At 67.0% G+C, this 12,495-nt stretch carries 12 protein-coding genes; 6 read left to right on the top strand and 6 right to left on the bottom strand.

Going from position 1 to position 12,495, the window contains the following annotated elements:
• Positions 1 to 2 precede the first annotated feature (2 nt).
• From ACXN5S_RS00935 to ACXN5S_RS00915, 5 genes are all read left to right on the top strand, one after another.
• Entirely contained in the window at positions 3 to 1,085 is a 1,083-nt protein-coding gene (locus ACXN5S_RS00935; RefSeq protein ID WP_458603516.1) for an ABC transporter ATP-binding protein, read from the top strand.
• Entirely contained in the window at positions 1,082 to 3,502 is a 2,421-nt protein-coding gene (locus ACXN5S_RS00930) for a beta-mannosidase (RefSeq protein WP_458603515.1), read from the top strand. The genes ACXN5S_RS00935 and ACXN5S_RS00930 overlap by 4 nt, the downstream gene beginning before the upstream one ends.
• Before the next feature lie 2 nt (positions 3,503 to 3,504).
• Positions 3,505 to 4,245 (top strand): sugar phosphate isomerase/epimerase family protein, encoded by a 741-nt coding sequence (locus tag ACXN5S_RS00925; RefSeq protein ID WP_458603514.1) that lies wholly within the window; start codon positions 3,505 to 3,507, stop codon positions 4,243 to 4,245.
• A gap of 13 nt (positions 4,246 to 4,258) precedes the next feature.
• Positions 4,259 to 5,392, top strand: coding sequence for a Gfo/Idh/MocA family protein (locus tag ACXN5S_RS00920; protein ID WP_458603513.1), 1,134 nt, complete (start codon positions 4,259 to 4,261; stop codon positions 5,390 to 5,392).
• Positions 5,393 to 5,583: 191 nt separating this feature from the next.
• Positions 5,584 to 6,618: a diguanylate cyclase gene (locus ACXN5S_RS00915; protein ID WP_458603512.1), complete on the top strand. Its 1,035-nt coding sequence runs from the start codon at positions 5,584 to 5,586 to the stop codon at positions 6,616 to 6,618.
• Positions 6,619 to 6,640: 22 nt separating this feature from the next.
• On the opposite strand, the gene ACXN5S_RS00910 is transcribed toward ACXN5S_RS00915, so the two are convergent.
• From ACXN5S_RS00910 to ACXN5S_RS00895, 4 genes are all read right to left on the bottom strand, one after another.
• Positions 6,641 to 7,447, bottom strand: a complete 807-nt coding sequence (locus ACXN5S_RS00910; protein WP_458603511.1) for a hypothetical protein — start codon at positions 7,445 to 7,447, stop codon at positions 6,641 to 6,643.
• 69 nt (positions 7,448 to 7,516) lie between these two features.
• Positions 7,517 to 8,707, bottom strand: a complete 1,191-nt coding sequence (gene rlmN / locus ACXN5S_RS00905) for a 23S rRNA (adenine(2503)-C(2))-methyltransferase RlmN (protein WP_458603510.1) — start codon at positions 8,705 to 8,707, stop codon at positions 7,517 to 7,519.
• A 267-nt stretch (positions 8,708 to 8,974) separates the two neighbouring features.
• On the bottom strand, positions 8,975 to 9,358 hold the full coding sequence (locus ACXN5S_RS00900) for a VOC family protein (protein WP_458603509.1): 384 nt from the start codon (positions 9,356 to 9,358) through the stop codon (positions 8,975 to 8,977).
• 3 nt (positions 9,359 to 9,361) lie between these two features.
• Complete coding sequence (locus ACXN5S_RS00895; RefSeq protein WP_458603508.1) at positions 9,362 to 9,886, bottom strand: invasion associated locus B family protein; 525 nt, start codon at positions 9,884 to 9,886, stop codon at positions 9,362 to 9,364.
• A 192-nt stretch (positions 9,887 to 10,078) separates the two neighbouring features.
• Here ACXN5S_RS00895 and ACXN5S_RS00890 point away from each other — a divergent pair, with 192 nt between their 5' ends.
• On the top strand, positions 10,079 to 11,074 hold the full coding sequence (locus ACXN5S_RS00890) for an asparaginase (protein ID WP_458603507.1): 996 nt from the start codon (positions 10,079 to 10,081) through the stop codon (positions 11,072 to 11,074).
• 93 nt (positions 11,075 to 11,167) lie between these two features.
• Here the strand turns inward: ACXN5S_RS00890 and ACXN5S_RS00885 are convergent, their stop codons facing one another.
• Positions 11,168 to 12,061 (bottom strand): LOG family protein, encoded by an 894-nt coding sequence (locus ACXN5S_RS00885; RefSeq protein ID WP_458603505.1) that lies wholly within the window; start codon positions 12,059 to 12,061, stop codon positions 11,168 to 11,170.
• Positions 12,062 to 12,143: 82 nt separating this feature from the next.
• Complete coding sequence (locus tag ACXN5S_RS00880) at positions 12,144 to 12,416, bottom strand: hypothetical protein (RefSeq protein WP_458603504.1); 273 nt, start codon at positions 12,414 to 12,416, stop codon at positions 12,144 to 12,146.
• Between the last annotated feature and the right edge of the window lie 79 nt (positions 12,417 to 12,495).

Raw genomic sequence — 12,495 nt, 5'->3', positions numbered from 1 at the left:
ACATGACCGACCACTCCGTTCAGATCAAGCATCTCGACCTGCACTTCGGCGCCGTGAAGGTGCTGCAGAACCTCAATCTCGATGTCGTGGATGGCGAATTCCTGGTGCTGCTCGGCTCGTCCGGCTGCGGCAAGTCGACCCTGCTCAACTGCATCGCCGGCCTGCTCGAGCCGACCGACGGGCAGATCTTCATCAAGGGCGACAACGTCACCTGGAAAGAGCCCAGCGAGCGCGGCATCGGCATGGTCTTCCAGAGCTACGCGCTCTACCCGCAGATGACGGTCGAGGGGAACCTCTCCTTCGGCCTGAAAAACGCCCGCGTCCCGAAGGACGAGATCAAGCGCCGCGTCGACCGCGCCGCCGAGGTGCTGCAGATCGAGCCGCTCCTCAAGCGCAAGCCGGGGGCCCTGTCGGGCGGTCAGCGCCAGCGCGTCGCCATCGGCCGGGCGCTGGTGCGCGACGTCGACGTCTTCCTCTTCGACGAGCCGCTCTCCAACCTCGATGCCAAGCTGCGCGCCGACCTGCGGGTGGAGCTCAAGCGCCTGCACCACCAGCTGAAGAACACCATGATCTACGTCACGCACGATCAGGTGGAGGCGATGACGCTGGCCAACCGCATCGCCATCATGAAGGGCGGGCTGATCATGCAGCTCGACACGCCCGACGTGATCTACAACCGGCCGGTCAACAAATACGTCGCCGACTTCATCGGCTCGCCGTCGATGAACTTCCTGAACGGCACGCTGCGCGGCGGCACCTTCACCGCCGGCGAGCTCTCGATGTCGATGGACCGCTACCAATTCGCCACCTCCGGCGGCAAGGACGGCCCGGCCATCGCCGGCCTGCGGCCCGAGCATATCGTCACCGGCGAGCTGGCGGCGGGTGCGCCCGGCCAGCTGCAGGTCACCGCTGATCTGGTGGAGCCCATGGGCTCTGACACCCTGGTGTGGACGCGCGTGAACGGCGAGCCCTTCCGCATCCGCATGGACGGGCACCTGCCGGTGGAAGAGGGCGAGACCATCACCATCGGTATCGACCCGGCCCGCGCCTCGCTCTTCGACACCGCCACCGAGGAGCGCCTGTGAGCTCAACCACCCGTCCGGTTCTGGCCGATCTGCGTGGTGACTGGGTACTGGAGGAAGCGGGCGGGGATATTTCCTGCCCGCTCCTTGTGCCCGGCGACGCGATCTCGGCGCTTGCCGATGCCGAGCTGATCCCCGAGCCCTACTGGGGCCGGAACGAATACGATCTGCGCTGGATCGCCGAGCGCGACTGGGTCGCCCGCCGCAGCTTCACGCTGGAGGATGACAGCCCCGCCGAGCTGGTGCTGGAAGAGCTCGACACGCTGGCAAGCGTGCGCGTGGATGGCGAGCTGGTCATCGAGGCGGACAATGCCTTCCGCACCTGGCGGGCGGATCTGGCAGGCATCGCGGGGCCGGGTGAGCACGAGATCGAGATCACCTTTCATTCCAACGTCGCCGGAGGGGCGGCGCTGCAATCGGCGCAGCCCTTCTTCATCCCCTACCACGCGGGCAACAGCCCCATCCCGAACGGCAACATGCTGCGCAAGGTTCAGTGCGATTTCGGCTGGGACTGGAACATCGCTTTGGCGCCCTTCGGCCTTTATGGCCGGGCCGAGATCGTGCGCGCCGAAGGGCCCCGGATCGACCGGCTGGAGATCGGGCAGGAGCATACCGACGACCTCGTCACGCTCACGGTCACCGCCTATATCACCGGCGCCGAGGGCGAGACCTGCTCGCTCAGCTTCGCCGGGCAGGAGCTGGAAGGTGCTGTCGCCGGCGGCGGCATCACCGCCATCTTCGATCTGGAGAACCCCGATCTGTGGTGGCCCGCCGGCCTTGGCGAGCAGCCTCTGCATGAGCTGGAAGTGCGCGTGGGCGAGGCCGTCACCCGCCGCCGCATCGGCCTGCGCACCATCGAGCTGGTGACAGAGGCCGATGGCGAGGGCACCTCCTTCCGCCTGCATGTGAACGGCGAGCCGGTTTTCGCGCGCGGGGCGAACTGGATCCCCGCCGACGCGCTGGCCGGGCGCATCACCGAAGAGGGCACGCGCGACCTGCTGCAATCGGCGGTGGACGCGAACATGAACATGATCCGCGTCTGGGGCGGCGGCCGTTACGAGCCGGACAGCTTCTACGAGGCCTGTGACGAGCTGGGCCTGATGGTCTGGCAGGATTTCATGTTTGCCTGCAATCTCTACCCCTCGACGCCCGACTTCCTGCGCAACGTCGATGCCGAGGTGCGCGAACAGGCCGCCCGGCTGCATCACCACGCCTGCATCGCGCTCTGGTGCGGCGACAACGAACTGATCGGCGCGCTGAACTGGTTCCCCGAGAGCCGCGAGAACCGCGACCGCTACCTGGTGAATTACGACCGGCTCAACCGCACAATCGAGGCAGCTCTCAGTGAGACGGCGCCCTCGGCGACATGGTGGCCCTCGTCGCCCAGCCCGGGGCCGATGAACTTCGGCGACGCGTGGCATGACGACAGCGCGGGCGACATGCACTTCTGGAGCGTCTGGCACGAGAACCGCGAGTTCGACCATTACCGCGATGTCAGCCCCCGCTTCTGCAGCGAGTTCGGTTTTCAATCCTATCCGTCGCTCAACACCATCAAGCGTTTTGCGGCGCCCGAAGACTGGAACATCTCGAACCCGGTCTTCGCCAGCCACCAGAAGAACGACCTGGGCAACGAGCGCATCGCGGCGACGATGTTCCGCTACTTCCGCTGGCCCGAGAAGTTCGAAGATTTCGTCTGGCTCAGCCAGATCCAGCAGGGCCTCGCCATCAAGACAGCGGTGACCCACTGGCGCAGCCTCAAGCCGCATTGCATGGGAACGCTCTACTGGCAGCTCAACGACACCTGGCCCGTCTGCTCCTGGTCGTCGCTCGATTACGGCGGCGACTGGAAGCTGATGCACCACATGGCCAAGAGCTTCTATGCTCCGGTCATGGCGACGGCGGTGCCGCGCAAGGATGGCAGCATCGATATCGTCGGCATCAACGACCGGCTGGAAGATGTCGAGCTCACCGTCACCGCCTACGCCACCGCGATGAACGGCGATGCTCGAGAGCTGGGAAGCCGCAGCGCCACGCTGGGGCTCGATGCCGAGGTGCTGCTCAGCCTGCCCGCGGATACGCTGGAAGAGGGCGAGGTGCTCACCTTCGGCTGGGAAGGGTCTGACGGCACCCATGCCGGCGACATCTTCGCGCCGAAGCCCTGGAAGGCCTACGACCTGCCCGATGCCCGCGCAGCTGCCGAGGTGACCCGCGAGGGCGACGACTGGCTGGTGACGCTCAGCGTCGAGGCGATGAGCTTCTTCCTGACGGCCGAGGCCGACGTGCCGGGCCGCTGGAGCAACAATGCCGTGCATCTCGGCCCTGGTGCGACCAGCACCCTGCGGTTCACGCCCGCCGATCCCGAAGCGCAGCCGGCCTTCACGCTGCGCGACCTTCACTCTGCAACAATGAAACGGACCTGACCTTGGGTATCTCTTACCAGCTTTTCTGCTCCCGCAATTTCGGCCCTCTGCCCGCCACGCTCGCCATGCTGCGCGATGCCGGCTTCACCGAGGTCGAGGGCTATGGCGGCCTGTTCAGCGACATCGATGCCCTCAAGGCCGCACTGGCAGAGACGGGCATGCGCATGTCGACCGCCCATATCGCCGTGCCGGATCTCGAATCCGACCCGGACAAGTTCGTGGCTCTCGCCAAGGAGCTGAACATGCAGGCCGTCTACGGCCCCTATCTCATGCCCGAGGACCGGCCCACCGATGCCGAGGGCTGGCGCGCCTTCGGCCAGCGCCTCGCCAAGGCCGGCAAGCCCTTCATGGATGCCGGCATCACCTTCGGCTGGCACAACCACGATTTCGAGCTGGTCGATCTTGGCGGCGGCGTCACGCCGCTCGACTGCATCATGGAATCCGATGGGCTGAGCCTTGAGCTCGATCTCGGCTGGGTTACCCGCGCCGGCGCCTCGCCAGAGGCCACGATCGCCCGCTTCCCGGGCCGCATCTCGGCTGTCCACGTGAAGGACATCGCCGCCGCCGGCGAGAATGCCGACGAGGATGGCTGGGCCGATCTCGGTCACGGCGTGGTGGATTATACCAAAATCATGCCCGCCGTGCGCGCCGCCGGCATCGACCATTTCGTTCTCGAACATGACAACCCCAGCGACGACAAGCGCTTCGCCACCCGCTCGCTCGCCACCCTGAAATCTCTTTGAAGGAGCGCCTCACATGACGACCAAACTCGGTGTCGGCATCATCGGATGCGGCAACATCTCCCACGCCTACCTGCGCCTCGCCCCGCTCTTCAAATCGCTGGAGCTGAAGGCCGTCGCGGACATCAACATGGACGCCGCCAAGGCCCGGGCCGATGAATTCCCCGTGCGCGCGGTCAGCGTTGAAGACCTGCTCGCCGCCGATGACATCGACGTCGTCGTGAACCTGACCATCCCGGCGGTGCACTACGACATCACCACCCGCATCCTCGAAGCGGGCAAGCACGCCTATTCCGAAAAGCCGCTGGTGCTGACGCTGGACGAGGCGAAGGCGCTCAAGGAGCTGGCCGACGAGAAGGGCCTGCGCGTCGGCTCGGCGCCCGATACCTTCCTCGGCGGCTCCCACCAGCTCGCCCGCGCGGTGATCGACGAGGGCAAGGTCGGCCGCATCATCGGCGGCACCTGCCACGTGCAGAACCACGGGATGGAGCACTGGCACCCGAACCCGGACTTCTTCTTCCAGCCCGGCGCCGGCCCCGTGCTCGACCTCGGCCCCTACTACGTGACCAACCTCATCCAGCTCATCGGCCCGGTGAAGCGCGTGGGTGCCATGGCCTCCATCTCCTTCCCGGAGCGGAAGATCGCCAACGGGCCGCGCGAGGGCGAGATGCTCAAGGTGAACACGCCGACGAACATCCATGCCATCCTCGAGTTCGAGAACGGCGCCATCGTCACGCTCGGCGCCAGCTGGGACGTGTGGAAGCACCGCCACTTCAACATGGAGCTCTACGGCGAAGAGGGCTCGCTCTACGTGCCGGACCCGAACTTCTTCGGCGGCCATGTGGAGATGAGCGAGCGGGGCGCCGACGTGGCGGAGATCGCCGAGCGCGGCCACCCGTTCGGCATCGCCAACCAGCCGAAGGACGCGCCGACGCAGGCCAACTACCGCTGCGCCGGCCTCGCCGACATGGCGACGGCCATCGCCGAGGGCCGGCCGCATCGTTGCTCGCTGGAGCTGGCGGTGCACGCGGTGGACGTGATGACCTCGATCCTGAAGTCGGGCGAGACGGGCGAGTTCGTCGAGATGACGACCACCTGCGAGCGCCCCGCCGCGCTCAGCCCCGAAGAGGCCAAAGCGCTGATGGCCTGACGGCCAGAACAGTCAACCGGGGCAGGCCGAAGCTTGCCCCGGAAGGCCCCTTGCGACTCGCTCTGTCGCATCGCCGTTAACCTATCGGTTACCTACTTGCCACATTGTCGCCAAAGCTCTGTGCCCAGGTGGCGAGGTAAACAGGGTTAACGGTCTCAATGGTACTATCAATCATTCACAGCGTCGGCCTGATGGCCCTCGCAACCATGATCTACGGGGTGCTGCAGCGGCGGCCCTGGCCAAAGTGGCAGCGACACTCGCTCATTGGCCTGGCCTTCGGCACGGCGGGCGCCGTCGGCATGCTTGAGCCGATAGAGCTGATCCCGGGCGTGATCGCCGACCCGCGCAACCTGTTCGTGGCCTTCGCTGCCGGCTTCCTTGGCCCCCTTGGGGCGGCCATCGCGACGGTCATTACCGTGGCGATGCGGGTGGCGATCGGCGGTGCGGGGGCGCCTTTCGGCGTGGTATCTATCGTATTGGCGGCGCTGATCGGCCTGATTTTGAGCCTTCCGGCGGTGAGGCGGGGCAACATCGGGCTGACCTATGCGGTGATCTTCGGCGCTGCGATCAACCTGCCGAATGCGCTTGTCTTCGCGATCCCCAATGCGCCCTTCGTCACCGGCGTTGAGATCTTCGTCGGCCTCATGGTGTTCAACGTGCTCGGCACGGTGACCTTCGGCCTGTTCATCGAACGTGAGAGGCTGATCTCGCGCCGCGAGCGCACGCTCGTCGCCACCGCCGATCATGACCCGCTGACCGGCTCGCTCAACCGCCGCGGCCTCGACAGGCGGCTCGCGGCTCTGACGGAGAGCGAGGCGCAGGGCACGGCGCTGCTGCTCGTCGACCTCGACCGCTTCAAGCAGATCAACGACCGCTACGGTCATGTCGTGGGCGACGAGGTGCTGGTGCAGGTGGCGGCGACGCTGGAGCGGGCACTGCGACCGGGTGACCTGGTTGCGCGGATTGGCGGCGAGGAATTCTCGATCCTGCTGCAGGATGTGACGGAAGGCGTGGCGTCTCGCGTAGCAGAGCGCCTGCGCCAGACCATCGAAGAGACCGTGGTCATGGCGGGTGGGGTTCGTGTCGAGGTGACGGCCAGCATCGGCGGCGCCTTCTTCGGCGCCAGCCTGCCGGCACTGGGTGAGGCCATGCCTATGGTCGACAGGCGCCTCTATGCCGCGAAAGCCGGCGGGCGCAATCGCACCGTCATGTCAGAGGCGGCCTGAGCGGCCGCCTCTTTAGCACCGATCAGCTGTTCGCGGCCTGGGGCCGGGCAGGCTGCTGGTTGTTGCCGGCAGAGGCCAGAACCTTGGCCTCGGCGCCGAGGCGCTGAAGCTCCATCTGCGGCAGGCGCTGGGCCTGCTCGTCGGCGCCCTGCTCCTGCAGCCGGTTGGCCAGATCCTGCGCTTCCTTGAAGCGGGTCGTCAGCGCCAGGCGGCGCATGTCGAGCGCGGCCTTGGTGCGCGGCGGCAGCACGGCGGCCTGCAGCTTCTTCTCCAGCCCCGGGTTCGCTTCCAGCACCGCGTCATGGGCTTCCTGATCCGTGACCTTCACGATCAGCGGGCGGAAGACGATCTGCCCCGGCAGCAGCACATTGGCGGCGAGGTTACGGTCGCCCGCGCGCATCTGCAGCACGGCGAAGTCGATATGGGCGATCAGGCGGAAGGTGCAGCCGGCCTTCAGCGGCTCGTACACGCCCAGCGGCAGCTTGACCTCGGCGACGCCGAGCACCCGGTTCAGCGCCGAGGCGACATCGCCCAGCGACTTGGCGCCCACGGCAGTGACGAAGCGCTCGCTCATCTTCTTGGTGGCGCCGTCATTGCGCTCGGGGCGGTCGGCCTCTGTCGATTTGGGCACGAAGAAGATCAGCCCGTTCGGCATCCGCATCGTATCCTTGATGCCTGGGGCGGTGGTCGCCTCTTTCGTCTCGGCGTTCCATTCCCAAACCGGGCTGGCGAGGGCCGGGGCGGCGCTCTCATCTTGCAGAACGGCGGTGCGCATCCGGCCGGGAACGGCAGTGATGTCGAAGTCGATCTTGTTGAGCTTGATTTTCATGGGGCCTCCCTTGGTGGCTTTCCCTCACCCGGCGCGCGGGCGCCGTCAAGCGGCGTTCGGCTGAGCGCCTCAGGCGCCCATGCCGGCCTCGCGGCTGATCTCGGCCCGCGACTTGCGCGCCCGCTCGGTGGCGGATTTGAGCTGCCCGCAGGCGGCCATGATATCCTCGCCGCGCGGCGTGCGGATCGGGCTGGCATAGCCCGCGTGGTAGACGATATCCGCGAAAGCGTGGATGCGATTGTTCGACGAGCGCTTGTAGGGCGCGCCCGGCCATTCGTTGAAGGGGATCAGGTTGATCTTGGCGGGAATGCCCTCGATCAGCTTGACCAGCCGATGCGCATCCTCGTCGCTGTCGTTCACCCCGGCGAGCATGACGTATTCGAAGGTGATGCGCTCGGAATTGCTGAGCCGCGGATATTCCTTCAGCGCGCCAAGCAGCGTCTCGATGTTCCACTTCTTGTTGATCGGCACCAGCTTGTCGCGCACCTCGTCGGTGGTGGCATGGAAGCTCACCGCCAGCATGCAGCCGATCTCTTCCGCCGCCCGCGCGATCTCGGGCACGACGCCGGAGGTGGAAAGCGTGATGCGCCGGCGCGAGAGGGCGAGCCCGTGGCCGTCCATCACGATCTTCATCGCATCGCGCACCGCGTCGAAATTGTAGAGCGGCTCACCCATGCCCATCAGCACGATGTTGGACAGAAGGCGCGTCTCGTCTTTCGGCTCACCGGGCTTGGGCCATTCGCCCAGATCGTCCCGCGCCAGCATGACCTGGCCGACGATCTCGCCGGCGGTCAGGTTGCGCACCAGCTTCTGCGTGCCGGTGTGGCAGAACGAGCAGGTCAGCGTGCAGCCCACTTGGGAGGAGATGCACAGCGTGCCGCGATCCTCCTCGGGGATGTAGACCACCTCGACCTCGTGCCCACCGTTGATGCGCACGAGATACTTGCGCGTGCCGTCTTCAGAAACCTGGCGGCTCACCACCTCGGGCAGGCGGATCTCGAAATGCTCGGCGAGGAGGGCGCGGTAGGGCTTGGCGAGGTTGGTCATCGCCTCGAAGTCACGCACGCCCCAGTGGTAAACCCATTGCCAGAGCTGGTTCAGGCGCATCTTGGCCTGCTTCTCGGGCGTGCCGGCCTCGATGAGCGCAGCCTGCAGCTCGTCCCGTGTCAGGCCCACGATATTGCGCTTTCCCTCCGCCGGCTCGCGGCGGGGGATGGTGAGCACGTCTTGGGTGATCGGGGCGGCGGGTTGGTCGGTCATCACATTCCTCTGGGGCAAGGCTGCCATATAGGGCGTTTGCGGCGTTCGCGCAAAGGGGGTGGCATTCGGCTAGTCACGCCGCCCGGACTCAAGCCGCAGGCGCCGGGCGAGCGCCTGCCCGTCCCGGCGGGCTGGCGCTTTGGCTCGGCTTGGTGCTGAGCCCTCCGCTGAGAAGGCTTTCCAGGCCTAAACTAAGAAGCGGTACGGGGAGCAGCGCCACCCGACGGGCAGGCGCTCGCCCGGCGCGGCACCCTTGTGCCAGGCGCTTCAGCCTTCGCCGCGGTCCCAGTAGAAGAAGAACGCCGCGCCTTCCGGGGTGTAGAAGCCGAACTCCAGCCCCTTCGCCTCGGTCATCTCCAGCGGGGCGGCGATGATATTGTGAGGGGCCCATTCGTCATAGAGGCCCTTCAGCGCCCCGGCGCTTTCCACCTGAACACGTACCGCGCTGGCGGCCTGGCCCTTGGCTGCCTCGGCGCCGATCACCTGCAGATGCAGCGACATGCCATCGCGCGAGAGGCCGGCATAGGCTGCCTCTTCCGGCACTTCGCTGTCAGCGAAGTCGATGGCGAAGCCGAGCTGCTCCCAGAAGGTCAGCGCCGCGCCCATGTCGAGAGTCGAGAGAACGGGCGAGACCTGGGTGAACAGCGCCACGGCTTAGTTCGTGCAGCGGCGCTGCGCCTCGTCGATGGCGGCGGTGACGCCGAGAAGCGAGAAGGTGTCCTGCGTCGTCGTGCCCCGGCCGGAGACGCCGGTGAGCACCGCCGAGGTGCCGGCCTTCATGGCGGTGACGATGCGGGCATCGTCTTCCGGCGTGGCCGGCCAGGCCCATTCACCCTCGGTGAAGAGCTGAAATTCGGTATCGCCGACATCCAGCGTCACTGTCGAGCCACCGGCGAAGGGATAGCCGCCCGTGAAGGTCACCTGACCGTTCACGCCCTGCTCGGGCCGGTAGAAGACGAACAGCAGCGTTTCGCCGCGCGTCACCGAAACGGGCGAGCCGTCGCGGGTGTTGACCTGCTCCTTGGGAGCGGAGACGGCGAAGCATTCCGTGGGGTTGGTTTCCTGAAAAACGCTCCAGTCGGTCGCCGCGGCGACACGGTTGTCTGTCTCTTCCTGCGCCAGCGCGGGCCCGGTGAGGGCCGACAGCGCCAAAGCGGTTGCGGCGATGCGTGCGAACATCAGGCGGAACCTCCGTTTTGCCTTTCAGCGGCCCCGACCCGGCGCCTTCTTTCGCGCATTTCGGGGTAGAAGGGGGACGCTGGTCTCGATAGCAGAGGTTTTGCAACAAATCGCGGCGCGGGGAAAGGCCCCCGATCTCACAGCTTTGCGCGGAATAGCGCTGACGCCGCAGCGGCCCAAGCGAGGTATGCGATGAGCGGACAAGTCGATCTGGTGGAAATCTGGCGTGGCGGCCGGCTGGAAAGCGTGCACGCCGGCCATGTGGTTATCGCCAATGCAGCGGGCGAGATCGTGCAGTCGCATGGCAACGCGCATGAGGTGATCTACCCGCGCTCGGCCATCAAGATGATCCAGGCCCTGCCGCTGATCGAAAGCGGCGCCGCCGATGCGGCGGGCCTGAGCCAGGAGCAGCTGGCGCTGGCTGGCGCCTCGCACCGGGGCGCCGCCATTCACACCGAGCGGGTCACGCAATGGCTGGCCGATCTCGGCCTCGGCGAGCCCGATCTGCGCTGCGGGGCGCATATGCCGCAGAACCACGAGGCCAAGGTCGCGCTGATCCGCAGCCATGAAGAGCCCTGCCAGATCCACAACAATTGCTCCGGCAAGCACACCGGCTTCCTGACGCTCAACAAGCATCTGGGTGCAGGGCCGGATTACATCGAGATCGACCATCCGGTGCAGAAGGCCGTGCGCGAGGCGTTCGAGGATGTCACCGGTCGCGCCAGCCCAGGCTATGGCATCGACGGCTGCTCGGCCCCGAACTTCGCCTGCCGGATCGACGATCTGGCCCGTGGCATGGCCCGCTTCGCCGCGGCGCCGGGCAAGAGCGGCCGGCGCCCCGAGGCCATGGTGCGAATCGCCGAGGCGATGCGGGCTCATCCCGAGCTGATCTCTGACGAGGGCGCCGCCTGCACCGAGCTGATGCGCGCCTGCGGCGGCAAGGTCACGCTGAAGGGCGGGGCCGAGGGGGTGTACACCGCGATCCTGCCCGAGCTGGGCCTGGGCGTGACGCTGAAGATCTCCGACGGCGCGATGCGCGCGGCGGAAGCGGCGATCGCCGGCGTGCTGGCCGATCTGGGCGTGCTCGACCGCGCCTCGCCGGCCTATCAGACCTATGCCGAGGCGAAGCTGGTGAATTGCCGTGGCATCGCAGCGGCCGAGACGCGGCTGGCGCCGGCGCTGCGGTAGGCCTCACCGCTCCGCACCCCGCCCGGAATCAAGCCGCAGGCGCCGGGCGGGGCGCCTCGACCGGAGCGGGGGCGGGGTGAACCCCGCCCTACGTCAGGCTTCGGGGGGTGCGCCGGCGGCCTGGCCGGTGCCGGTGTCGCGGCCGGGGATGAGGTTGCGGCGCTTGCCGTAGTCCGGCCAGTCCTCCATCGCGGCCAGGGCCTCTTCCGCCGTTTCGACATAGCGGAACAGCTTGAGGTCATCGCGGCTGATGGTACCGGCCTCGGCCAGCGCATCCCAGTTGATGATCCGCTCCCAGAAATCCCGGCCGAACAGCAGCACCGGCACCTGGCCCATGCGGCCGGTCTGGATGAGCGTGAGGCTCTCGAACAGCTCGTCCATCGTGCCAAAACCGCCGGGAAAGATGCAGACGGCCCGCGCGCGCATCAGGAAGTGCATCTTGCGGATCGCGAAGTAGTGGAAGTTGAACGCCAGCTCAGGCGTCACGTATGGGTTCGGTGCCTGTTCGTGCGGCAGCACGATGTTCAGGCCGATGCTGCGCCCGCCGGCGTCCTGCGCGCCGCGGTTGCCAGCCTCCATCACGCCGGGGCCGCCGCCGGTGCAGATGACATCCTCGCGCCCGCCCGTCCGCTCGATCGAGCGCTCGGTGACGATGCGGGCGAAGCGGCGCGCCTCTTCATATTGCTCGCTGAGATCGGCCAGCGCCTGCGTTTTCGCCTCGCTCTTGCGCGAGGGCGGAAGGATGCGGGCGCCGCCGAACAGCACGATGGTCGAGACGACATCCGCCTCGTCGAGCGCCATCTGCGGCTTCAGCAGCTCGAGCTGAAAGCGCACAGGCCGCAGCTCTTCGCGCGTCAGGAAGTCTTCATCGGCGAAGGCGAGCCGGTAGGTGGGCGAGCGGGTTTGCGGCGTGTCGGGAACGCCGGCGGCTGTCGTCCTGTCTTCGCGGCTGTCCCGCAGGGGATGCTTGCGATGCGGCTCTGTCATCAAGGCCTCCTTCGGCTGAGAGGCCTTAGATGGCAGCCCTCACGCGCGAAGTCCAACCCGCGCGAGAGGGCGATGCACACCGTCACCCGCCCTGCGAGGCCAGATAGCCGGGGCAGGAGTTCGAGGCGTTGTTCAGCCCGATGCGGCTGCCGTTGATGATCAGGTGCCATGTCGGCGCATAGCCCGGGGCCTGGGCGCGGATGTAGGAGCAGCCGCTGCCCGGATCCGTCCACACATGCTGGGTGTAGCTGGCCGGCGGGCCCGTTCTGTCGCGCGTGACGGCGGTGCCAGGCACAGTGCAGGCAGACAGGGCCAGGGCGGCAAGGCCGAGGGCGGGAGCAAGAAGTCGTGTCATCTCATTCTCCGGTGATGATGGAGGCGGCATAGTCCCCCCCTGCGGCAAAGCAAGGTTTGAACCGCGGCGGGAATGCGGC

Source organism: Pseudoroseicyclus sp. H15 (assembly GCF_054353345.1).
The sequence above is the reverse complement of the archived record's forward strand: the minus strand, read 5'-3'. Positions and strand labels throughout refer to the sequence as shown.

Excerpts from the sequence above, each read along its gene's own strand:
- ACXN5S_RS00935 (WP_458603516.1), top strand. The coding sequence starts at position 3 with ATGACCGACCACTCCGTTCAGATCAAGCATCTCGACCTGCACTTCGGC.
- ACXN5S_RS00920 (WP_458603513.1), top strand. The coding sequence starts at position 4,259 with ATGACGACCAAACTCGGTGTCGGCATCATCGGATGCGGCAACATCTCC.
- ACXN5S_RS00915 (WP_458603512.1), top strand. The coding sequence starts at position 5,584 with ATGGCCCTCGCAACCATGATCTACGGGGTGCTGCAGCGGCGGCCCTGG.
- ACXN5S_RS00910 (WP_458603511.1), bottom strand. The coding sequence starts at position 7,447 with ATGAAAATCAAGCTCAACAAGATCGACTTCGACATCACTGCCGTTCCC.
- rlmN (WP_458603510.1), bottom strand. The coding sequence starts at position 8,707 with ATGACCGACCAACCCGCCGCCCCGATCACCCAAGACGTGCTCACCATC.
- ACXN5S_RS00895 (WP_458603508.1), bottom strand. The coding sequence starts at position 9,886 with ATGTTCGCACGCATCGCCGCAACCGCTTTGGCGCTGTCGGCCCTCACC.
- ACXN5S_RS00890 (WP_458603507.1), top strand. The coding sequence starts at position 10,079 with ATGAGCGGACAAGTCGATCTGGTGGAAATCTGGCGTGGCGGCCGGCTG.
- ACXN5S_RS00885 (WP_458603505.1), bottom strand. The coding sequence starts at position 12,061 with ATGACAGAGCCGCATCGCAAGCATCCCCTGCGGGACAGCCGCGAAGAC.
- ACXN5S_RS00880 (WP_458603504.1), bottom strand. The coding sequence starts at position 12,416 with ATGACACGACTTCTTGCTCCCGCCCTCGGCCTTGCCGCCCTGGCCCTG.